We start from the raw sequence: 17,346 nt of genomic DNA on the forward strand, positions 1-17,346 counted from the left end.
AACACTCCGACTGGACAAAGTGAATCACCTCCTCTCCCCCCCCCCCCCCCCCCCCCCCCCCCCCCCCCCCCCCCCCCCCCCCCCCCCTCTCCCCCCCCCCCCCCCGCCGCCGTGTGTCACGTACGGGCGCCGCCTCGGCCACGCCCCACGGGATTACCCGGCAGGTAATCGACGGCCTCCCCGCTCCCCGGCAGGATCGAGACATCCGAACAGCCCCTGTACGAGGAGGACTTCATGACCGCCTACGCCCTCGGCAATCTGCACCCGGCCGCCGGGCTCGACGAGGAGGTCTTCGTCTACATGGAGCGCATCCAGGAGACCCTCGACCCCTTCGGCGGACGCTTCCTGGTCCACGGCGCCCCCGAGCGCGAGGTCCGGGAGGGCGAGTGGACCGGGGCGCTGGTGATCATCGGTTTCCCCTCGATGGACCGGGCGCGCGGCTGGTACGACTCCGAGGCCTACCAGGCATTGATACCGCTGCGCACCCGGCACATGAGCGGCGACGTGCTGCTGATCGACGGGGTCCCGCCGGCCTATGACCCGGCGACGACGGCCACCGCGCTACGGGACGCCCAGGGGCGCCTGGGCCAGTAGCGCCCGGCCTGGCAGCCGGGGCTGGTTCCACCGGGAGAATGAGCCGGAGGCTCCTCGGCCGTCACGTTGCCCGCCCAGCTGTCACTGCTCCGTCGGTCGACCGCGGGTGCACGCAGTGTCGTCGTTGAACTTCTTTGGGCCCGTCAGCAGGCCCTGGGGCCCATGCCCGAGCGGTGGCCTCGTGGTCGGATGAGTGGAGTGGCTGAACTGTCGCTGCACGCCGACTGGGTGGGGGGCTTGTCGTGTCTGGCATATGGGGCTTCGCGGGCGCGAGCGGCGGCGGCGAGGGAGCCGTACGTGTCCCAGCAGGCAGGCACTCGCTGCCGCGGCCTTTGCAGGCAGTGCTGTTCATCGTCCGGGCGTTGTTCGTGTTCACGGTTGTGGGCTACGTCGGTGTACTGACCCTCGCCTCATCGCTCGACGCTGTCGACGGCGAGCTGCTCGGACTGTTGCTGTACGCGGCGTTGCCGGGCGTCATCGGGTTCGTCCTGTCTTTTTATGTGCGGACGGGCGGCATCCGGGTCTGGCGCGGGCTCCTGGCCGTACATGTGTGGCTGATCCTCGGCGCTTTCGCGAGTCTGGGCTCTGGCAGCGGGCAGGGTGTGACGCAGCTGGTGATGCCCGTCGCTGTGGTGGTCCTGCTGTTCCGGCCCGGTTCGCGTGACTGGTTCGAGCTGCGACCCGAACAGAGGGCGGAGCACCGGCCGTTCAGTGTCGCGCGGATGATCACGTGGCGCCGGGACGGCGGCCAGACCGCGTTGGAGTACCTGGGTCTGGTGCTGGTCGTCGTGGCGCTCATCGGTGGTCTGGTGGCGACCGGGATCGGGGGGCAGCTGACCGGTGGGATCCGGAGCGCGCTCTGTGAGCTGACCGGAAGCGCGTGCCCCGCACCGGGCGGCGACGACGTGGTGGCTCAGGACGGTGGCGATACCGGCGGCGCGGACTCCAGCGATGGCGGTAGTACGGGTTCCGGCGGGTCGGACGCCGGACGGCCGACAACCGGCGGCGCGGACTCGGGGGGCTCGACAGCGGCGGGCGGATCGGATGCGGGTGGATCGGATTCGGCGGGTTCCGCCTCGGGAGGCTCCACCGGGTCCGGGGGGTCCACTGGGTCCGGCGGTTCGGGGGCAGCCGGTGGGTCAGGAGGAGCGTCCGGTTCCACAGGGGGCAACGGGTCCAGCGGCTCGGCCGACGGGGCTACAGCCATCCAGGTCGATGAGGGCGGCGACGACGTGGACGCCACCGAGGGGACAGACGGCGGCGACGCGGGTGACGGAGACGGAGGCGGAGACGAGAAGGACGACGAGAGCTGCACCTCCGGCTTCGGCGCGTTCCTCTCCTGCGCCGGGCATCAGACGGGCGGCTTCTTCAAGGGGGTGGCCGCTGACGGCTTTTGGGGTGACGTCACCGGCACGTTCGACACGGTCATGCACCCCGTCAAAGCGTGGAACGGGCTGAAGGACTACGGCAAGGGCCTCGGCGACAAGTGGGTCGAGGACTCCAAGGGCGCGTCCGACAAGTGGTCCAGGGGCGATTACTTCGGGGCGGCATGGGACTGGACCACGGCGTCCGGCTCCACCGGGCTGAAGGTCGTGGACGACATGTTCATCGGCGACGAAGTCCGTGACATGTGGAAGGAGGGCAACGAGGGCCAGGCGATCGGCACCGGCCTGTGGAACATCGGGTCGCTCTTCATTCCCGGGTACGGCGAAGCCAAGCTGGTCGGCAAGCTCGGAAAACTCGGCAAGCTCGGGAAGCTCGGCAGGCTGGGCGAGGTGGCCCAGAAGGCTTCGGAAGCCGCGGCCAAGGCGAAGAAGGCCGCCAAGGCCGGCGATGTCGAGGGCGCGGAGAAGGCCGCCAAGGAAGCCCAGGAACACGCGGACGACGCCGCGGACGAGGCAGGGCTGACCGGTTGCACGGTCGCCGGGGGCGGTGGTTTGCGCGTCCCGTACGGCGGTGGCGCGAGCCTGGGCGTCCCGGGCGCCGGCACGGGTGTCGTGGCCGCGGTGCGTACGTCGGTTCCTGTCCTGCTGCTGGAGAAGACGTGCGACGAGGTAGACCCCGAGAAGAAGGCGGCTGCCGAAGAGGCACAGAAGCAGGCCGACGAGGCGAAGAAGGCTGCTGCCGCGGCGAAGCGGAAGAAGGAGTTCGAGCGAGCCAAGAACACCCCGAAGCCGGCGTGGTACAAGGATCTCAAGAACCCGCGGGCAGGTCTCAAGGACAAGGGCGACGGGGCGTGGGCGAAGATAAAGCCGGGCGTCTGGAATTACCCGACCGAAATGGGTGCGCGCTACCAGGAGCAGATTTCCAAGGTGGGGCGTGGGAAGGAATACAGGGTTCCGCTCGACAAGCTCAAGGGTAAGGACGTCGACTTCGACGGATGGGACTCCGCGAGGGGCACCTACCTGGAGGCCAAGTACGGGTACAGGGGCAAGGACTTCTACAACGCCGAAACGGGGGAGCTCACGGAGAAGATCGCCGACCGGTGGGCGGATCAGGCCACCCGGCAACTGGACGCGGCGCGGGGGAAGCCGGTCGAATGGCACCTCTCCGACCCGGACGTCGCCGAGGCGGCGAGGATCATGTTCGAGGAAAGGGGTATCGACGTTAAGGTGATCAACACTCCGGGAGATGTCACTGGCTGATCCCAGAGCGCTGAACGCGGCATGCTGATCGTTGAACAAGGGCGCCTTCGAGAACCCGGCGCCGAAGTCTGAGGAGAACCTCGTGCTCGATGTTGGTGTCAACGGCTTTTGGGCTACTCGGCAAGAGGATGTGCAGTCCATCGCCGAACGATGGTTTGCCACGCTCGAGGGGCTCAACCGTGTTGATAGCGCGACCTTCCATGGTTGGCACGAGGCAGATGACGGCCTTCCTTCCGATCCTCTGGTCCTGCTGTCGGTTCCTGCGCTGACCGAGTACATCGAGCGAAAGAACACCGGGCCGGACCTGGACGTTGTCGGTTATACGACGTCTCTGTGGGCGCACAATCACGGAATGCCAAAGGTTAAGTCGGCAATCCACGCGGGTGGCTCGTCGCCGTACATCACCAACTCGATTTCGATCACATTTCGCTCCCGCACGGTGGACGAATCTGCGGAGGTGATTCGGCGTGCTCCTGAGATCCTGCACGTCATCGCCGATGCGTGGGACGTCGACGCTGGGCAGGCGTACAACAGGTCTCAGTACCGGGCTGTGGCCGATCACTTCGACCTGAAGAACTCCCATCCCCGCTGCGGCCGGGCGGTCTATCTGTCCGCCCGGCGCGCGGAGTTGGCGCCCGCCGGGTTGCCGGGGACGTACACCCGTACCGCGGCGGGTGGGCTGGTCATCGACCTCACGCGGGGTGGTGCGGAGTCACCGACCAATGAAACGATCATCGACGTCAATGCGGAATTGCGGGCGGCCGGGGCACTGGAACCGCTTGCCGTGCCGTTCGACCGGTCCAAGTTCTGACGGGCGGACGGTGAACGGAGCCGTGGCGTCTCCCTCGGATCAGCCCCACGCCGGGGCGGCGAACAGGCTGGCCGCGGTGTATCCCGAGTGGGCATGCGCGGCGGCCCAGTTCGCGGCGTCGGGCTGGGTGCGGGGGAAGTCCGCTGCCACCAGCGTCGCCAGGTCGAAGTAGGCCTGGCGAGTCCGTTCCTTCATCTGCGTCAGGTCGATCTCGGAGCCCGCGGCGAGGTGCTCGTCGAACGGAATCACCACCACGCCCCGGCAGCGGGCACGGAAGTGGTCCAGAACCTCGCTCACCTTCACCAGCTTGCTTGCCCTGCGCGCCTCGGACACGACGGTGATGCTCCGGTCCACGAGGTCCTCGTAGTCGTGGGCGTTGAGCCAGTCCAGGGTGGTGCTGGCGCTCGTCGCGCCGTCCACGCTGGGCGTGGTGACCACGATCAGCTGGTCGGCGAAGTCCAGAATGCCCCGCATCGCGCTGTGGAGCAGCCCGGTGCCGGAGTCGGTCAGGATGATCGGGTAGTGCTGTCCGAGGCAGCCGACGACCTGTCGGTAGTCCTCGTCGTTGAACGCCGTCGACAGGGTCGGGTCCACCTCGTTGGCGAGGATCTCGAGGCCGCTCGGGGACTGGGACGTGAAGCGTCGTACGGCCATGTAGTTCGTGATGTTCGGGATGTCGGCCACCAGGTCGCGGATGGTCGCGCTGGTCTCGCGGCGCACGCGGCGGCTGAGGGTGCCCGCGTCCGGGTTGGCGTCGATCGCCACGACCCGGTCCTGGCGCTCAACGGCGAGCGTGGCGCCCAGGGCTGTCGTGGTGGTCGTCTTGCCGACTCCGCCCTTGAGGCTGATGACGGCGATCTTGTGGCACTCGATCACGGGCGTGCGCAGGATCGCCAGCTTCTCCTGACGCTCCCGGTCGGCGGTCCTGCTGCCGATGCGCAACCAGCCGAGGCCTCGGCGCTCCTTCGACCGGCGGCGCAGCAGGCGTTCGGAGGAGAGTTCGGCGGACGCGCTCTGTCCGAGGGCTCCGCCGCGGCCCCACTCCGGTGCCGGCCGGACCCCGGAACTGTGGTGCGCGGGCGGGCGGGCGTGCGGCGGCATCGCACCGGCGAAGCTGGACAGTTGCGTCCCCCTGACATAGGGAGAGGCGAGGTGTTCCGTGCCGCGGCCGTTCCTCGGGGGCGCCGGTGTGTGGTTCTCCGCCATCTCGTCCCGGGGCATGGCCTCGGCGGCCGCCCGCGCGTCGGTCAGAGGCTCCTCCGGCGTCATGACCCCCGTCGTGACCCCCGTCGTGACCTCCGTCCTGGCCTCGACCCTGGCCTCGCTCCTGGCCTCGACCCTGTCGGGGACGCGCCGGTCCGGCTTGAAGCCGGGCTCGTTGGCGAAACTCCTGCGCCTTGCGGGCGCGGGCCCTCCAGCGCGCTTGCTGCGGTTCTTCTTCACGAGGTGTCCTTTCGGGAGTGAGGGGGAGGGTTCGTCGGACAGAGGGTCGGCGTGACGACGTCCGTACTGGTCTGCGGGGAGGCTCCTGGCCTGCGGCTCGGGCGGTCCGGCGGTTTCCTGGCGGCCGGTATCCCCGTGAGTGGGACGCGCCTGACCGTCGGCGGGGCCGAGGACCGGCCGTCCGCGCCTTCCACCGACGGGAAGGGCGCGTATGTCGCGACCTGGCAGTACAGCCAGGCCCGCACGATGCGACAGGGGCTCGGGGGGAAGGAGCGGATTCGCCTGCGCGGTGAGAGAACTCCGAGGGGTGGCGCGGACCAACCTGCCGGTCTCGTCGAACGACAGGCCGATCGATATGAAGTCCTCCGCTCCCAGGACCATCTTCTCTCCGCGCAGGACGTGCGCCGATGCCTGCCGGGCCCCGGCCCTGCCACCGGCCGGCCCGCCCGGCGCCGCGGAGGTGACGCGGTGGCGCCGGCCGGCCTGCAGCGCCTGCTGGACTTCGGGCGGCACTTCGAGTCGGCTGCGTACGCGGTACTGACCGGGCTTCAGCTTCTCCGACCGCTGCAACTGGACCTTCAGCGGGCCGACGAACGAGTAGCGCTGTTCAACGGCGTACTCGCGCACCTTCTCGACCAACTCCTCGCCGAGCATGACCAGGCACGCACTGTTCAACTCATGGTCGGCCGGGCTGAGTTCGACGACGAAGCCGTTGGGTGCGATGGTGCAGTCCCGGCTCCATATCCGGGCGTTCACGTCGCACTCACGGCGGAGCGCGCCGGCGAACTCCAGCGGTTGGACTGCGGACTTGAACACCTTCGCGAAGGTGCCGTTAACCAAAGTTTCGAATCGCTGTTCGAGCTTGCCCAGCGTTCCCACTACAGCCTCCGGGGCGCTATCTGCCCGTAATACGGACGGATGGGGCGAGGGTATGGCGAATAGTGCATCTATAGCCGTACGTAGCGGAAGGCTGCGGTGTGTCGCCAGAATTCACCGGATTGGCTGCGGTGAGAGACGACGAAGGGGCGGTTCCGAATAGGAACCGCCCCTCGGTGATGCCCTGCGTGACGCCTGAGTGGTGCTCTCTGGATCAGTCCGCCGCCGGTGCCACGCCGATCGGGCACGAGACGCCCGTCCCGCCGATGCCGCAGTAGCCCCCGGGGTTCTTGTCCAGGTACTGCTGGTGATACGGCTCCGCCGGATAGAACACGCGACCCTCGGCCGGGAGGATCTCCGTCGTGATCGTGCCGTGGCCCGCGCCCGTCAGGACCCTCTGGTACGCCTCGCGGGAGGCCGCCGCGGCCGCCGCCTGCTCGGGGGAGTGGGTGTAGAGCGCCGAGCGGTACTGGGTGCCCACGTCGTTGCCCTGGCGGAAGCCCTGGGTCGGGTCGTGGGACTCCCAGAAGAGCTTCAGGAGCCTCTCGTACGAGACGGTCTTCGGGTCGAAGACGACCCTGACCGCCTCGGTGTGGCCGGTCAGGCCCGAGCAGACCTCTTCGTATGCGGGGTTCACGGTGTAGCCGCCCTGGTAGCCGACGAGCGTCGTCCAGACGCCCTCGGTCTGCCAGAACGTGCGCTCCGCGCCCCAGAAACAGCCGAGGCCGAAGTCCGCGATCTCCAGACCCTCCGGGTACGGACCCAGGAGCGGGTTGCCGAGGACCGTGTGGCGGGACGGGACCTGGAATTCGGGGTCGGGACGGCCCTTCAGGGCCTGGTCCGGGGTGGGGAGCACGGGGGTGCGGGACAGGAACATGCGGGGGCTCCTCCTCGGGGAGTGGGTCCGTACGGCACAACGTACGGACCCCGCCCCGCATTCCTGCGGCCCTGGCGCGTCAGCCCGCCTTGGCGACCGCCTTGTCGCGGGCCGTCACACAGGCCGCGGCCGGATCGTTGCGGGTCGGAGCCCTCGGAGCCCTCGGAGCCCTCGGAGCCCTCGGAGCCCTCGGAGCCCTCGCCGACGTCGCCGCCCGCCCCGACGAGGCGGACGCGTTACTGCCCGTACTGGCCCGGCAGCGTCGCCGGGTTCCCGCCGTTCGCCTCGTATCCCGCCACCGCCAGGTTCCGGTAGACCGTGTACTCCGCCGCCGGGTCGCCGTCCAGCGTCCACGGCAGGGCGCCGATGTGGCCGTCGACATGGACCAGTTGCTCCATCGCCTCGGCCCAGCGCTCCGCGCGGACCAGGAAGAGGACCAGCAGGTGGCGTACGTGCGCGAGCATCGGGTCGTCCGTCCGGGCCGACCGGACCGCGTAGAGCGCGCCCTCCATCGCCTTGGTCACCACCGCGCTGCGGTAGAAGCCCTGCACCAGATTGACCTCGGGCAGGTGTTCGTACACCGCGAACAGCGGCAGCGCCGCCAGCAGGGAGCCCTCGGGGGCGCGGGCCGCGGCGGTCGTCGCGAAGTGGTCCGCCTCCTCGCGGGAGCCGTGCCACTTCTCGCACCAGTAGTGCAGGGCCGCGAGATGGGCGCCCATGTGCTGCGGGGCGCGGTCGATGACCTTCGCCCACACCTGGTCGAACCGGTCGGGCGCGTAGCCGAGGCCGCGAGCGACGGCCAGCTCGACGATGTACGGGATGGGGTCGCCGGGGGCCAGGAGGGCGGTCTGCTCGCAGACCGAGCGGGCCTCTTCGAGGATGATCCGGAAGTCGTCGGTGCCGGCCGACGATGAGCGCCAGGCCTGCTGCACCAGGAACTCCGCGTGCACGGCCGCGCCGCCCGCGTCCTTGGGCGCCTCCGCGCGCCAGGCGCGGAGCCACGCCCCGCCGACGCCCGGCCGCTGCTGGAGCTCCAGCGACGCCGCGCCGGCGAACGCCTGCACCCGCTGCCAGCGCACCTCGCCCTCCTTGGGCGTGCCGGCGAGCAGCTGGGACGCGGCCCGCCAGTCCTGGGTGCGCTGCACCACGTCGAGGACATCGAGGAGGTCCTCGTCGGGGCCGGGGAGCCGGACGTCCAGCTCTTCCTGCCGTACGAAGCCGTACGCGTCCGGGTCGGCGGCGTCCGGTGATCCGGGTGCGACCTGGCGGATTCCGCCCCGGTGCCGCACGAACGGAACGACGACCGCCGTCAGCATGGCCATCGCGAGCAGGAACCAGAGAATCTCCATGACGCCATTGTCCCGGACGGTTCGGGGAGCAGCGGTGGCCGGGACTACGCTCAGGCTTCATGAGCGACCAGCACACCCACCAGAGCTTCGAGACCCGCGCGATCCACGCGGGCAACACCGCCGACCCGCTGACCGGCGCGGTCGTCCCGCCCATCTACCAGGTGTCCACGTACAAGCAGGACGGTGTGGGCGGCCTGCGCGGCGGCTACGAGTACAGCCGCAGCGCCAACCCGACCCGGACCGCGCTCGAGGAGAACCTGGCGGCCCTGGAGGGCGGCCGGCGCGGGCTCGCCTTCGCCTCGGGCCTCGCGGCCGAGGACTGCCTCCTGCGTACGCTGCTGGCGCCGGGCGACCACGTGGTCATCCCGAACGACGCCTACGGCGGCACGTTCCGGCTCTTCGCCAAGGTCGTGCAGCGCTGGGGCGTGGACTTTTCCGTCGCGAACAGCTCCGACCCGGAGGCGGTGCGCGCCGCGGCCAACGAGCGCACGAAGGTCATCTGGGTCGAGACGCCCTCGAACCCGCTGCTCGGCATCACCGACATCGCGGCGATCGCCGATGTGGCGCGCACGGTCGGTGCCACGTTCGTCGTCGACAACACCTTCGCGAGCCCGTATCTCCAGCAGCCGCTGTCCCTGGGCGCGGACGTCGTCGTGCACTCGCTGACCAAGTACATGGGGGGCCACTCCGATGTCGTCGGCGGCGCACTGATCGCGGCCGACGAGACGCTCGGCGAGGAGCTGGCCTACCACCAGAACGCGATGGGCGCCGTCGCCGGTCCCTTCGACTCCTGGCTGGTGCTGCGCGGCATCAAGACGCTCGCCGTCCGGATGGACCGGCACAGCGAGAACGCCGGCAAGATCGCCGAGATGCTCACCCAGCACCCGAAGGTCACCAAGGTCCTCTACCCGGGCCTGCCGGAGCACCCGGGTCACGAGATCGCCGCCAAGCAGATGAAGGCGTTCGGCGGCATGATCTCCTTCCAGGTCACGGGCGGCGAGGAGGCGGCGGTCGCGGTGTGCGACCGGTCGCGGCTGTTCACGCTCGGCGAGTCCCTCGGCGGCGTCGAGTCGCTGATCGAGCACCCGGGCCGGATGACGCACGCCAGTGTGGCGGGGTCGGCGCTGGAGGTGCCGGCGGACCTGGTGCGTCTGTCGGTCGGTATCGAGAACGTGGACGACCTGCTGGCGGATCTGCGCCAGGCGCTCGGCTAGAACCTGCCCAAGGACTAGAACCTGCCCAAGGACCGGGACCGACGGCGGTCCGGGTGCTCCCTCGCACGCGCTCTTTCGCGCTCAGGCCGTGAGCGTGTCGTCCTTGAGGGACGCCCGGATCTCCTCGCGGAGTTCGGCGGTGTCCGTGTGGCCGTGCACGGACTGCATGTGCTCGGCCGCGGCCCTGACGACTTCCTCTTCCTCGCCGGAGATGTAGAGCGAGCAGTTGGCGACGCTGGGGGTGTCCCTGCAGTCGGCGTACTTCCTGGTCATGGCTGCTCCTTCGGCTCGAACTGCGTGCCGCTCCCTCCAGGCTACGGCCGCGCCCGCCGCCCTTCGAGCGCTGGACTCACCAGCCTTCGAGCGGGGGCGAGGTCTCGGCCGGCGGCGCCGACCACGGCTCGGTGACCGACGCCCACACCAGGAACGCGACCGCCGCGCACGCCAGGAGCAGCCATCCCGCGCGTCGCAGCGCCCGATGGCGGTGGAGCAGGGTGTTCCCGCGTTCGGCGGCCCGCGCGGCCAGGTCCGCCGGGACCGCGGCATGCGGCCCGTCCAGCATGCGGCGGACCTCGTCCTCCTTGCGGCTCGGCGTCATGGCGTCACCGGCCGGGCGGGGCGCCCCGAGGGCTGCGGGGGCGGGCCGTGCATCGCGGCGACCGAGCGGGCGCAGATGGCCCTCACCCGCTCCACCGGCAGTCCGAGGAGCGCCGCCGTCTGCTCCTCGGCCACACCTTCGTACAGCCGCAGCACCAGAATGAGCCGCTCCTGGGGGGAGAGCCGGGCCAGGACGCCGCCCTGGCCGCGGTGATGGCGCCAGGCCGTGCGGGCGAAGCGGGTGGCCAGTTCCTGACGGGCGCGGTCGTACGGGTCCTCGCCGCGCAGCCGGTCCCAGCCGGCGTAGGTCCGGGCGAGGGCCGTGGTGAGGAGGCGGCGGGCGCGCGGATCGCGGCCGGGCCGCTCGGCGGTGAGCAGGGTCGCGGCATGCAGCAGCCGCCCGGCCGCGCCCGCGACGAAGGCCTCGAACTCCCGGGCGCGGTGGCGCTCTCCAGCTGCCTGCCGCTCTCGCACGTCCTCATATGAGGCCAGTCACGCGGCCCGGGTCAAGAGGTCTGCGGTGCCCATGTCGGGGCGTGGTTTCAGGACGCCGGCGGAGTTTCCGGTTCCGCGGGCGGCAGGCCCGACTGCCGGGCGGAGAGCGCCGAGTTGAAGCGGGTGAGCAGGGTGCAGAACGAGGTGCGCTCCTCCTCGGTCCAGCCGTCGGTCACCTGCGCCATCAGCTCGCGCCGCGAGGAGCGGACCTCCTCGAGCCGGGCCAGGCCACGCGGGGACAGCTGCAGGACGACCGCGCGGCCGTCCTCGGGGTGCGAGGTGCGCTTGACCAGGCCGGTGTCCACGAGCGGGGCCACCTGGCGGGTGACGGTCGAGGAGTCGATCCCCATCCCGGCCGCCAGCGCCTTGACGCCCATCGGGCCCTCCTGGTCCAGCCGGTTCAGGAGCAGGTACGCGGCGCGGTCCATCGAGTTGCGGAGCTGCCCCGTGCCGCCGAGGCGCGTCTGCTCCGCGCGGCGGGCGAAGACGGCCACCTGGTGCTGGAGGGCATCGAGGAGACCGGGGTCAAGCTCAGTCGTCATGTCCTGAGATGTGGGCATGGCTGTGGGGGCTCTCTCGTGCGGTGGTCGGTTGGTGGGGGACAGAGTACGCGGAGCGGCCCGGGTCCGTACCGGCGCTGCGCAAACCCGTGGGATGCCCGGCGGCCGGGCGGCCGCCCGGCCGGTGAGCTGCAAGACTTGATGTCATGACCTTCCGTAGGACTGGCCCCTTGCACCCCCTGATCCTCGATGACGTCCTGGGGGCGCAGAAGATGCTCTCGGGGGTCTCCAGAATCACGGCGATGGAGGGCAGCCGGCATCTGTCGCGGCTGGTGGGAGCGCCCGTCCACTTCAAGTGCGAGAACCTCCAGCGCACCGGTTCGTTCAAGCTGCGCGGGGCGTACGTACGGATCGCGGGGCTGCGCCCCGAGGAGCGGGCGGCCGGTGTCGTCGCCGCGTCCGCGGGCAATCACGCGCAGGGCGTCGCGCTCGCCTCCGCGCTGCTCGGGGTGCGCGCGACCGTCTTCATGCCGGTCGGGGCGCCGCTGCCGAAGGTCGCCGCGACCCGGGAGTACGGCGCCGAGGTGCGGCTGCACGGTCATGTCGTCGACGAGACGCTGGCCGCCGCGCAGGAGTACGCGGACGAGACGGGCGCGGTCTTCATCCACCCCTTCGACCACCCCGACATCATCGCGGGGCAGGGCACGGTCGGCCTGGAGATCCTGGAGCAGTGCCCCGAGGTGCGGACCATCGTCGTCGGGGTCGGGGGCGGCGGTCTCGTCGCCGGTATCGGGGTGGCGGTGAAGTCGCTGCGGCCCGATGTGAAGGTGATCGGCGTCCAGGCGGAGGGCGCGGCCGCCTATCTCCCCTCTCTCAAGGCCGGACATCCGGTGGCGATCTCCTCCCCGCAGACGATGGCGGACGGCATCAAGGTGGGCCGTCCCGGCGATGTTCCCTTCCATCTCGTCGAGGAGTTCGTCGACGAGGTCCGCACCGTCTCGGAGGACGCGCTCTCCTCCGCGCTGCTGCTCTGCCTGGAGCGGGCGAAGATGGTCGTCGAGCCCGCGGGCGCGAGCCCGGTGGCAGCCCTGATGAGCGATCCGCAGGCGTTCCGGGGGCCGGTGGTCGCGGTCCTGTCGGGCGGCAATGTGGACCCGCTGCTGATGCAGCGCATCCTGCGCCACGGCATGGCGGCGGCCGGCCGGTATCTGTCGCTGCGGCTGAGGCTCACGGACCGGCCCGGTGCTCTCGCGACGCTTCTGGGGGTGCTGTCCGCGGCCGACGCCAACGTGCTGGACGTGGGTCATGTGCGGACCGACCCGCGCCTCGGACTGACCGAGGTGGAAGTCGAGTTGCATCTGGAGACCAAGGGTCCGGAGCATTGCGCGGAGGTCGCGGCGGCGTTGCGCGAGGCGGGCTACACGGTCATCGCCTGAGGCGCGACCCCAGCCCCGCGCAACCGCTCGCGGGGCGCACGCCCGGCGTCGAATCTCTTGTAGATCGCGATGTATCGCGTTACCGTCTGGCCCAGCTCGCAAATCCATGGGCGCCGATGCCCTGGCAAATCTAAGCTTTGGGGAGAAAACACCCCGAGAGTCATCAGAAGACAGCACCTGCCACCACTGGGAGAACCCGTATGCCAGGCGCGATCCATGCCGAAGGTCTGGTCAAGACCTTCGGTGACGTAAGGGCTCTGGACGGCGTGGACCTCGATGTCCCCGAGGGCACCGTCCTGGGTCTGCTCGGCCCCAACGGCGCCGGGAAGACGACCACCGTGCGCGTCCTCACGACGCTCCTCCAGCCCGACAGCGGACGGGCCGTCGTCGCCGGAATCGACGTGCTCAAGCACCCCAACGAAGTCCGCCGCTCCATAGGCCTCTCCGGCCAGTTCGCCGCCGTCGACGAGTACTTGACCGGTCGCGAGAACCTCCAGATGGTCGGCCGTCTCTACCAGATGAACGCCAAGGCCGCGAAGAAGAGGGCGGACGAGCTCCTGGAGCGGTTCACCCTCACCGACGCCGCCGACCGCCCGGCGAAGACGTACTCCGGAGGTATGCGCCGCCGGCTCGACCTCGCGGCCGCCCTCGTCGTCTCCCCGCCCGTGATGTTCATGGACGAGCCGACGACCGGCCTCGACCCGCGCAACCGCCAGGCGCTCTGGGGCATCATCCAGGAACTGGTCGCGGGAGGGACGACCCTGCTCCTCACCACGCAGTATCTCGAGGAGGCAGACCACCTGGCCCACGACATCTGCGTCGTCGACCACGGCAAGGTCATCGCCCGCGGCACCTCGGACCAGCTCAAGGCACAGACAGGCGGCGAGCGGGTCGAAGTCGTCGTCCAGGACCGGGAGATGATCGCGCCGGCCCGTGACGTCCTGGCGCGCTACGGCCTCGCGGGCGTCGGCCACGGCGAGGTCTCGGTGGAGAACCACACCCGCAAGCTCACGGTCCCGGTCACCGGCGGGGCCAAGCTCCTCGCGGAGGTCATCCGCGATCTCGACACGGTCGGCGTCGAGATCGACGACATCGGTCTGCGCCGCCCCACCCTCGACGACGTCTTCATCTCGCTGACCGGCCACGCGGCCGAACTCGCGGACGAGGAGAACGGCGAGGCCACGAAGGACGCCACCGGCAAGGACGCGCCCAAGGCCCGTAAGGAGGCGGGGAAGTGACCGCAGTGACGGACACCCCACAGGTCGCGGCGCCGAGGCCGCGCGGGGGCGTGGCCCAGTCGATCAGCGACTCCCTGGTCATCGCCAAACGCAATCTCATCCGGATGACCAGGATCCCGGAGATGGTCATCTTCGGCCTCATCCAACCGGTCATGTTCGTGGTGCTGTTCAGCTACGTCTTCGGCGGATCGATGGTCGTCGACGGCAGTACGAGCCCCCAGCAGTACCGCGAGTTCCTCATGGCCGGCATCTTCGCCCAGACGGTCACCTTCGCGACCGCGGGCGCCGGCGCCGGCATCGCCGACGACATGCACAAGGGCCTCATCGACCGGTTCCGGTCGCTGCCCATGGCCCGCGGCGCCGTCCTCACCGGCCGCACGCTCGCCGATCTCGTACAGACCGCGCTCACACTGGTCGTCCTGGCGATCGTCGCGCTGCTGGTCGGCTGGCGGACGCACACGGATCCGGGCCAGGTGCTCGGCGCGTTCGGGCTGCTCCTTCTGCTGGGCTACGCCTTCTCCTGGATCGGAGCGCTGATCGGGCTCTCGGTGCGCACGCCCGAGGCGGCCACCTCGGGCGGGCTGATCTGGCTCTTCCCGGTCACGTTCATCTCCAACGCGTTCGTGCCGACGGCGGGCATGACCCCGTGGATCCGCCACATCGCCGAGTGGAACCCGTTCAGCGCCACGGTCCAGGCCTGCCGTGTGCTGTTCGGAAACCCGGGTGTCGTCCAGTCCGACGCCTGGCCGATGCAGCATCCTGTCCTGGCCTCGGTGCTCTTCTCCCTGGTGATCCTTCTGTTCTTCAGGACCCTCGCCGTACGCAAGTACCGCTCGGCGACGGCCTGAAGGAGTCGGCCCGAAGGAGTCGGCCCGAAGGAGTCGGCCCGAAGGAGTCGGCCCGAAGGAGTCGGCCCGAACGAGTCGGCGTGAAGGAGACGGGCGCGCGAAGCACGGGCGCGAGGACCACCGGTCAGGGCGCGTAGCCGGAGACCACCAGACCGCCGGAGTGGGAGATGAACAGCGCCCCTCCGGCGGTCAGCGTTTCCACCAGGCCGTCCTCGGAACCGTCCGTGCCCTGCGGCCCCTTCAGACGTGTGCTCCGGTAGCGGAGAGGGTCGGTCGGCGGGTCCTCCAGCGGCAGCGAGACCACCGTGGTGCCGCCCCCCGACAGCAGCCGGTCGCCCGCGAAGTAGAGCAGGTCTCCGGCGTCCGACGCGCTGCGGCGCCACCGCTCACGGCCGGTCTCCAGGTCGTACGTGTACAGCTGGTCACCATCGCTCAGTGCCACGATCCCCCGCCCGTTCACCGCCGGAGCGGCCGTCGGCGACACCCCCGCGCCGATCGTCCGCAGCGGCTTCAGCGTCGTCGCGTCCAGCACGGTGATCCCGCCGCCTGCCGCACCACGGCACAGCACACGCCGCTCGTGGACCACGAGCGACCAGCAGACGTCCTTCTCGGCGCCCTTCGCCCTTTGTCGCCCGGTACGGGCGTCCAGCGCCACCACCACTCCGCCCGCCGGGACGAACACCCGGCCGCCCGCCGCCACCGGAACCTCCGGAAGAGCGTCGAGGGGCGTCTTCCACAGCTCCTTCCCGCCTCCCGCGAGCGCGACGGCCGTGACCAGTCCGGACCTCTCGTCGCGGGTGTTCACATAGGTGCTGTAGAGGACACCGCCGGCCACGTCCGTGCCCTTCACCGCCCAGTCGCCCTGGGGCGCGGGCATGTGCCCGACCTGTTTTCCGTCGGCCGGCCGGTACGCGGTGACGCCGTCCGGTCCCGTGACGAACGCCGTTCCATCGTGGAGGGCCGGGTACTGCGCGGTGAGCCGGGGCTCGGCGCCCCGTCCCGGCTTCGACCACAGCCGCCGGCCGTCCGCCGCCCGCAGCGCGAGGACCCCGCCCCCCGGCTCCGTACAGATCAGGACGTCGCCGCCGAGCACGCACGGACCCACGCCCGGCGCGGCCTTCACCGACCACGGCGACCAGCCGGCCGGGCGCGCGGAGCGTTCGGAGCCGGCCGTGCCGAAGTCGCCGGTGCGCCCCTCGCCGCCGTACGGCAGGACGACACGTTCCACGGCGGCGGGCTTGTCCCCGCCGATGGGGGACGCCGCTCCCGGCCCCGCACCCGTCCGGCCCGTCGAACCACCCTGCCCTCCACGGCTGTTGAGCAGCACGACGCCACCGGCGGCGAGCACCGCCACCGCCACGGCGCCCGCCGCGATCCGCCCCCACGGCCGGCGGCGCGGCCCCGCCCCGGACGGCCCCGCCGCCGGCGGCGAGAAACCGTGCGCCGTCGGCGAGTAGGGCACCTGCGGACCCACCGTCGGCAGATCCGCCACGCCCGCCCCCGAGGCAGCCGCCTCGCCGATGCGCCGTGCGCTGTCGCCGTACTCGGACAGCAGCGACAGGACCCCGCCCGGCCACGGGACGACGGTGGGCGCCCCGGGTCCCAGCAGGTCCGCGAGCTGTGCCGCCGACGGCCGCCCGGCCGGGTCGAGCCGCAGGCAGCGCTCCACCACCGGCCGCAACTCGTCGGGCACACCCTCCAGTTCGGCCTCGGCGCGGCTGATCCGGTAGATCACCGCCGCCATCTCGTCGTCGTGGAAGGGCCCGCGCCCCGACGCCGCGAAGGCGAGCACGGCGCCGAGACAGAACACGTCCGACGCGGGCACCACGGCCCGGCTACCCATCAGATGCTCCGGCGACATGAACCCCGGCGATCCCATGATCATGCCGGTCGACGTCAGCGCCGTCGCCTCGAAGGCCTGGGCGATACCGAAGTCGATGAGCTTGGGGCCCGCGGGCCCCAGAAGAACGTTCGCGGGCTTCAGATCCCGGTGCAGCACCTTCGCCGCGTGCACGGCGTCCAGCGCGGTGGCGAGCGCGGCGCCCAGCGCCCGCACCGCCGCCACGGGCAGCGGCCCGGTCCGGGTCACCGCCTCCGCGAGCGAGGGCCCGGGCACGTACTCCGTCGCCAGCCAGGGCGCCGGGGCGTCCGCGTCCGCGTCGACGAGCAGCGCCGCGTACGGGCTGCTCACCGCCCGCGCCGCCGTGATCTCGCGCCGGAACCGGGCCCGGAAGTCGTCGTCCACCTCCAGGTCCCCCCGGACGGTCTTCACGGCGGCCATCCGGTACGGATCGGCCGTCGGCGCGTCCGCGCGGGAGGCCAGATGCACCTCGCCCATGCCCCCGGCGCCGAGCCGGGCGAGGAGACGGTACGGGCCGACGAGACGCGGCGGCTGCCCGGCGGGCAGGGCTTCCAGCACGGAA

At 70.9% G+C, this 17,346-nt stretch carries 15 protein-coding genes; 7 read left to right on the forward strand and 8 right to left on the reverse strand.

Translation table 11 applies throughout. The features are described 5' to 3' along the window. The first annotated feature begins 234 nt into the window (after positions 1 to 234). The 3 genes from ACZ5VC_RS06330 (at position 235) to ACZ5VC_RS06340 (ending at position 4,050) form a co-directional block, all read left to right on the forward strand. Complete coding sequence (locus tag ACZ5VC_RS06330) at positions 235 to 594, forward strand: DUF1330 domain-containing protein (RefSeq protein ID WP_469118967.1); 360 nt, start codon at positions 235 to 237, stop codon at positions 592 to 594. A gap of 368 nt (positions 595 to 962) precedes the next feature. After that, the gene (locus tag ACZ5VC_RS06335) at positions 963 to 3,239 is read left to right on the forward strand and encodes a Tox-REase-5 domain-containing protein (protein WP_469118968.1); all 2,277 of its coding nucleotides are present in this window, start codon (positions 963 to 965) and stop codon (positions 3,237 to 3,239) included. A 31-nt stretch (positions 3,240 to 3,270) separates the two neighbouring features. Beyond that, on the forward strand, positions 3,271 to 4,050 hold the full coding sequence (locus ACZ5VC_RS06340) for an Imm52 family immunity protein (RefSeq protein ID WP_469118969.1): 780 nt from the start codon (positions 3,271 to 3,273) through the stop codon (positions 4,048 to 4,050). Positions 4,051 to 4,089: 39 nt separating this feature from the next. Here the strand turns inward: ACZ5VC_RS06340 and ACZ5VC_RS06345 are convergent, their stop codons facing one another. The 3 genes from ACZ5VC_RS06345 to ACZ5VC_RS06355 all read right to left on the reverse strand — a co-directional run bounded on the left by ACZ5VC_RS06345 (position 4,090) and on the right by ACZ5VC_RS06355 (position 8,595). After that, positions 4,090 to 6,309: an FhaA domain-containing protein gene (locus ACZ5VC_RS06345; RefSeq protein ID WP_469118970.1), complete on the reverse strand. Its 2,220-nt coding sequence runs from the start codon at positions 6,307 to 6,309 to the stop codon at positions 4,090 to 4,092. Between the two features lie 274 nt (positions 6,310 to 6,583). Next, the gene (gene msrA / locus ACZ5VC_RS06350) at positions 6,584 to 7,246 is read right to left on the reverse strand and encodes a peptide-methionine (S)-S-oxide reductase MsrA (RefSeq protein ID WP_469118971.1); all 663 of its coding nucleotides are present in this window, start codon (positions 7,244 to 7,246) and stop codon (positions 6,584 to 6,586) included. Positions 7,247 to 7,482: 236 nt separating this feature from the next. Then, entirely contained in the window at positions 7,483 to 8,595 is a 1,113-nt protein-coding gene (locus ACZ5VC_RS06355) for a hypothetical protein (RefSeq protein WP_469118972.1), read from the reverse strand. A 59-nt stretch (positions 8,596 to 8,654) separates the two neighbouring features. Here ACZ5VC_RS06355 and ACZ5VC_RS06360 point away from each other — a divergent pair, with 59 nt between their 5' ends. Further along, the gene (locus tag ACZ5VC_RS06360) at positions 8,655 to 9,809 is read left to right on the forward strand and encodes a cystathionine gamma-synthase (protein WP_469118973.1); all 1,155 of its coding nucleotides are present in this window, start codon (positions 8,655 to 8,657) and stop codon (positions 9,807 to 9,809) included. 81 nt (positions 9,810 to 9,890) lie between these two features. Here the strand turns inward: ACZ5VC_RS06360 and ACZ5VC_RS06365 are convergent, their stop codons facing one another. From ACZ5VC_RS06365 to ACZ5VC_RS06380, 4 genes are all read right to left on the reverse strand, one after another. Beyond that, positions 9,891 to 10,082 (reverse strand): DUF1059 domain-containing protein, encoded by a 192-nt coding sequence (locus ACZ5VC_RS06365; RefSeq protein WP_469118974.1) that lies wholly within the window; start codon positions 10,080 to 10,082, stop codon positions 9,891 to 9,893. Positions 10,083 to 10,158: 76 nt separating this feature from the next. Beyond that, the gene (locus ACZ5VC_RS06370) at positions 10,159 to 10,407 is read right to left on the reverse strand and encodes a hypothetical protein (RefSeq protein ID WP_469118975.1); all 249 of its coding nucleotides are present in this window, start codon (positions 10,405 to 10,407) and stop codon (positions 10,159 to 10,161) included. Then, positions 10,404 to 10,880: a sigma factor-like helix-turn-helix DNA-binding protein gene (locus ACZ5VC_RS06375; protein ID WP_469118976.1), complete on the reverse strand. Its 477-nt coding sequence runs from the start codon at positions 10,878 to 10,880 to the stop codon at positions 10,404 to 10,406. Before ACZ5VC_RS06375 ends, ACZ5VC_RS06370 begins: the two co-directional genes overlap by 4 nt. Before the next feature lie 68 nt (positions 10,881 to 10,948). Next, positions 10,949 to 11,461 carry a MarR family winged helix-turn-helix transcriptional regulator gene (locus ACZ5VC_RS06380; RefSeq protein WP_468708011.1) on the reverse strand — a complete coding sequence of 171 codons (513 nt, stop codon included), beginning with the start codon at positions 11,459 to 11,461 and terminating at the stop codon, positions 10,949 to 10,951. Between the two features lie 146 nt (positions 11,462 to 11,607). On the opposite strand from ACZ5VC_RS06380, the gene ilvA reads away from it, so the two are divergent. The 3 genes from ilvA to ACZ5VC_RS06395 all read left to right on the forward strand — a co-directional run bounded on the left by ilvA (position 11,608) and on the right by ACZ5VC_RS06395 (position 14,923). Further along, on the forward strand, positions 11,608 to 12,837 hold the full coding sequence (gene ilvA / locus ACZ5VC_RS06385) for a threonine ammonia-lyase (protein ID WP_468708010.1): 1,230 nt from the start codon (positions 11,608 to 11,610) through the stop codon (positions 12,835 to 12,837). A 200-nt stretch (positions 12,838 to 13,037) separates the two neighbouring features. After that, positions 13,038 to 14,075: an ATP-binding cassette domain-containing protein gene (locus tag ACZ5VC_RS06390; RefSeq protein WP_469118977.1), complete on the forward strand. Its 1,038-nt coding sequence runs from the start codon at positions 13,038 to 13,040 to the stop codon at positions 14,073 to 14,075. Continuing rightward, positions 14,072 to 14,923 (forward strand): ABC transporter permease, encoded by an 852-nt coding sequence (locus ACZ5VC_RS06395; RefSeq protein ID WP_469118978.1) that lies wholly within the window; start codon positions 14,072 to 14,074, stop codon positions 14,921 to 14,923. Before ACZ5VC_RS06390 ends, ACZ5VC_RS06395 begins: the two co-directional genes overlap by 4 nt. Before the next feature lie 124 nt (positions 14,924 to 15,047). Here the strand turns inward: ACZ5VC_RS06395 and ACZ5VC_RS06400 are convergent, their stop codons facing one another. Further along, on the reverse strand, positions 15,048 to 17,342 hold the full coding sequence (locus tag ACZ5VC_RS06400) for a protein kinase domain-containing protein (RefSeq protein WP_469118979.1): 2,295 nt from the start codon (positions 17,340 to 17,342) through the stop codon (positions 15,048 to 15,050). Between the last annotated feature and the right edge of the window lie 4 nt (positions 17,343 to 17,346).

The organism is Streptomyces sp. NPDC033174, from assembly GCF_055577795.1.